Source organism: Arthrobacter sp. CAN_A212, from assembly GCF_015752345.1.
Taxonomy (GTDB): domain Bacteria; phylum Actinomycetota; class Actinomycetes; order Actinomycetales; family Micrococcaceae; genus Arthrobacter_D.
Genome location: NZ_JADOUT010000054.1, coordinates 1 through 3,654 on the forward strand (window position 1 = coordinate 1; position 3,654 = coordinate 3,654).

Here is a 3,654-nt window from a genome sequence, read left to right on the forward strand (position 1 = left end):
AACTCTTCGGGAAAGGCTTTAGGCATGATGAACATCCTTCCACCCGCGAGGCTAATCCTCACAGGTTAGGAGTCAACCAAACCTTCAGCAGTCCCGGGTTAGCCCGCGTGCTGCGCGGTCGATGGCCACACATCGCCTTCAGCAAACGCGGACGCCCAGTAGAAAGGATTCACCTCGATAAGAGGTCGACTCGACCAACCCGTTGCATTGGCAACCTCACCGACGCCAACCTCGACCGTAGGACCCCACAAAGCGAGCCTTTCCTGGCACGCTCCGCACGGAGCCAAGACGGTGAAACCCTCACTGCCCGGTTCACGACTCACGCAGATCGACGCAACAATGCGCCGCCCCGAGGAATACGCCTCACAGATAGGGCCTGTCTCAGCGCAAAGATTCATCGTGGCATTGAAATTATCCAGTGCCACACCCGTGAGAACGGACCCATCCTCCAAATAAACCGCGGCAGCCACCGCTTCAGGCGCATCAGGCCAGCGGCGACGCAACTGATCCACCGCAGAATCGAACAAATCCTGGTCAACTTTCATCCCACAAGTCTTCCAGAGATCTAGAAAGCCGCCGGTGGGTCTCGCTTAGATTGCCCCGCCGGGTCCCAATTACGTTGACATAGCCAGCCACTTTCCTGATGCTTCCCGTTCTCTACTTCATGGTTCTGAGTATGAAGCCCTGAGCGTCTGGTCCTGCGAAGCCGGAAAAATTCACTCAGGTTGTCGCCGCGGGGATGGACGTGTGGACCTGTCAGACCCAACTGAGGGCACGGTAAGGGAGGCAGCGTCGAGCATCTTGAGCGCCGGATGCGCTGGTTGAAAGGCAACACGAGGGTCAAATATTTAGTCCGCAGAGAATTTTTTCATCTTCCACTCAGTGCCATCGGACAAGGGTACGTGTAGGTAGGTCCGCCCGAAGATGCGGCTTTTGCGCTCAGTGGCTTTCCTCCCACTCAGAATGAAGTCGACTATTTCACTAGCGGTCTCTCTTGCAAATTCAAAATGTTCCTCTATGTCGCTACCGATCGCGACGCGCTCCAGGAATCGCGAGTCGTACACGATGTCAGGAACTTCACTGCCGAGCACGACGTCAAAGGCCGGCGAATTTGGCCCTCGTAGTTTCATATGCACAGAGTGTTTGCGTAGATCCATTGCTCCGCTCACGCCCTCGGGTAAGTCGTCGATGATCCGCTGCACTTCTGACGCAATCTTGACTAGGTCCGGGTATGGGTGCGTCTCATCACTTGTCATCCGCCGTGATTCCTCCCCTCCCGTGTCTTCGATCTCATGCCGCCCATCGTATGGCGAGAAGTCGCGCCACCGCACCGACCAGCGGTCGCCACCCAGAGGCAGCCCGGCCTAAATGGTAATTCACTGAGGTGAACGTGCTCGCTGAGGGAGAGGACTCGGTGTCTCAAATCCCATGGTTTCCGAGAACGCCTTGCCCCAGGGATACTGCAAAATTTTCACGCTCAGTTCGCATCGTTGAAGCGCCAGGCAGTCCGTTCGAAGATGGTGAATCCCAGCCTGGTAAGGTTTCGGACACTCGGCGCTCTGGGAGCTGCGGTGGCCGCCGCCAAAGGGGCACCGAGAGACCTCGCCAGCCGAAGCCGGTGTTTCAAGAGGGCACTTTGGGCTCCAGTACCTCGGGCTACCGGGAGTGTGGACGCCCCGCCAAGTACTGCGCCGGTGGGGTGCAGGGACATGGCCGCCGCGGCGAGAGGCTGATCGTTGCGGGAAGCAATGAAACCGCGAATCACCGGAAGGGCGTGTTCCGCTCGGATCAAAGCCCCCACGTCGCTCGTCCCGGCGTACCCGGCGTCCAAAAGACTCATGAAAAGTTTTGCATCCTGTGTGGTGGAGACTTCGTGTATCTGCCACTCATCGATGATCGTGCCGTCCGGTCGGATCGTCGCGCTTGGGCGCAGGTAAGCGATTGGTCTTACGGGTGCCAGCTCGTAACCTTCGCCCAGCAGCCGGCCCATGAGGCCCTGTGATGGCGATGTCGCGACAATCGTTGCTCGGCGTGGGTCCGGGAACCTTTTGAGTAGGTCGGGCAGCACTTCAACAGACTGTTCGTTCAAGCCTTCGATAGTGTTGAGGAAGCCATATTGTTGGGCAGTTGCCATGCTCGCCCGCAGTCCGCCCATGCAGAATGATTCGAACCGGCCGGGCAAACCTGCGAACGCCGCCGCCCCAAGCGCTAACGACCGACGCTCAAAAACAGCCAGCTCCGCAGCTTGAACAGACTTATCGACGATATCCGGCATATCTGAAGCTTAACTTTGTTGGTCAGCCGAATTGCTCTCATCGTCGTGGTGCACCGTCCCACTTACCGATGCTCAATCGGCACAGAAGTCTCCTCGATATGGAGAGTTACAGATTCTCGTCCGAGTAGCGATACTCGTGGCGAAGTGCCTTGATCTGCTTGATAGCCATGAAGATCAGAAGGGGCCCGAGGATAAGAGCTGCAGCCGCTGCGATAGTCGTCTCGGTGGAGGGCTTCCAAAAGGCGAGAAACACTAACGCAACGATGAGGCCGCCGACAGCTATGCTCTGCATCGTCCACCAGATCGTGCCGCGGCGCACTGTCGGATGAGTCCATTTCTCAGTCAAGTCGTCTCCTGCTTACCGGATGCCGGCACTATTCAGCCTTGACTATCGACTCTAGTCACTACAGACGCAGTTCGTTCCGCTAGGGTCAGTAAACGGATCGCTAAATAGGACGACAGGACCGCCAACTGAAGCTGCGATTAACCGCCATTCCTAGCTAACAGTCACACATATGGGATTTTTGTCGGCGGGGGAGGGACTGAAAAGTGTCGCGGGGAAGGACCGGTGTATTCAAGCGGTCGTCGCAACGGTAGGGGTTTCTGGTTCGAATAGTAGTTGCTGCATGGCGTAGGCGGGGGTGATTCCGCCGAGGGTTTTTACGCGGCCGGTCATTGAGTTCGGTCGCGACCTCGAGCAACCGCTGGGGTGAGTGGACGGAAAGGTCCGTGCCCTTCGGGAAATACTGGCGCAGCAAACCATTGAGATTCTCGTTGGAGCCGCGCTGCCACGGCGAGTGAGGGTCGCAAAAGTAAATCGCCATCTTCGTGGCCATGGTGATCTGGCGATGCTGAGCCAGCTCGGTTCCTTGGTCCCATGTCAGCGATCTGGCCAAGTGCGCCGGCAGGGTCTTGATGGCGGCCAGCAAACCATCCCTGACGGTGATCGCGCTGTGATCACCGGGTAAATGGATGAGCATCGCGAATCGTGTCTGGCGTTCCACGAGGGTGGCGATAGCTGACCGGCAGTTCGAACCGAGCACTAAATCGCCCTCCCAATGACCGGGTATGGCACGGTCAGCGACCTCCGCGGGGCGTTCACTGATGAGGATCATGTCCGGAATCTTCCCAGAACTCTTCGTAGCGGTGGGGCGTCTGGGACGCCTCACGGCACGACCGGTACGCAGATGTTGGTGCAGGTCAGCGCGTAAATGCCCGCGTCCTTGGACGTAAAGGGCTTGGTAGATCGTCTCTGGACTCACCTGTAACTCCTGCCGGTCACTAAAAGCCATGGCAAGGTGGTCACTGATCTGTTCAGGGCTCCACTTCACACACAACTTAGCCTGCACCAACGAGGCTAGTTCCAGGTCATCGAACTT

Annotated in this window: 4 protein-coding genes and 1 pseudogene; all 5 read right to left on the reverse strand. The window is 57.7% G+C overall.

From position 1 onward, the window contains the following. Positions 1-98: 98 nt before the first annotated feature. A complete protein-coding gene (locus tag IWX64_RS16610; protein WP_196868235.1) occupies positions 99-545 on the reverse strand; it encodes a cytidine deaminase in 447 nt (148 codons plus the stop codon). Positions 546-848: 303 nt separating this feature from the next. Continuing rightward, positions 849-1,256: a hypothetical protein gene (locus IWX64_RS16615; protein WP_196868236.1), complete on the reverse strand. Its 408-nt coding sequence runs from the start codon at positions 1,254-1,256 to the stop codon at positions 849-851. A gap of 221 nt (positions 1,257-1,477) precedes the next feature. After that, positions 1,478-2,275: a hypothetical protein gene (locus IWX64_RS16620; RefSeq protein ID WP_196868237.1), complete on the reverse strand. Its 798-nt coding sequence runs from the start codon at positions 2,273-2,275 to the stop codon at positions 1,478-1,480. A 106-nt stretch (positions 2,276-2,381) separates the two neighbouring features. Next, on the reverse strand, positions 2,382-2,621 hold the full coding sequence (locus IWX64_RS16625; RefSeq protein ID WP_196868238.1) for a hypothetical protein: 240 nt from the start codon (positions 2,619-2,621) through the stop codon (positions 2,382-2,384). Between the two features lie 228 nt (positions 2,622-2,849). Then, a pseudogene (locus tag IWX64_RS16630) lies at positions 2,850-3,654 on the reverse strand (IS30 family transposase); the annotation flags it as partial.